Origin of the sequence: Pseudoalteromonas sp. Angola-4, assembly GCF_028599265.1 — a bacterium.
Taxonomy (GTDB): Bacteria; Pseudomonadota; Gammaproteobacteria; order Enterobacterales; family Alteromonadaceae; genus Pseudoalteromonas; species Pseudoalteromonas atlantica.
This window is the reverse complement of record NZ_JAQREK010000075.1, coordinates 1-484: the sequence shown is the minus strand read 5'-3', so window position 1 is coordinate 484 and position 484 is coordinate 1. Positions and strand designations below refer to the sequence as shown.

Here is a 484-nt window from a genome sequence, read left to right as displayed (position 1 = left end):
AACGCGGGTAATGAAACTACAGCCACCACCACAGGTGAGGTTGATACCGCAGCGCCTACAGTAATAATAGATCCCGTGGGTGATACAAACGACACCACACCGACTATTTCAGGGTCTGCAACGGGTGAGCCTGAGGGCACCGTTGTTACGATCACCGTGACGGATGAAGCGGGTAATCTGCAAACAATTACTACCGAAGTGCAAGCCGATGGCACCTTTAGTGTAGATGTACCCAATGAGCTAAGTGAAGGTGAATTTACCGTTGAGGTATCGGTAACCGATAACGCAGGTAATGAAACTACAGCAACGACCACAGGCGAAGTTGATACCGCAGCGCCCACAGTGTTAATTGACCCGGTGGGTGATACAAACGACACCACACCGACTATTTCAGGGTCTGCAACGGGTGAGCCTGAGGGCACCGTTGTTACGATCACCGTGACGGATGAAGCGGGTAATCTGCAAACAATTACTACCGAAGTGC

General features: G+C 51.0%; 1 protein-coding gene. It reads left to right on the top strand.

Annotated features, from left to right (window positions below; all coding sequences use genetic code 11):
• Positions 1-484, top strand: a 484-nt coding sequence (locus PSH48_RS20870; RefSeq protein ID WP_273612309.1) for an Ig-like domain-containing protein, incomplete at both ends; no start/stop codon positions are given.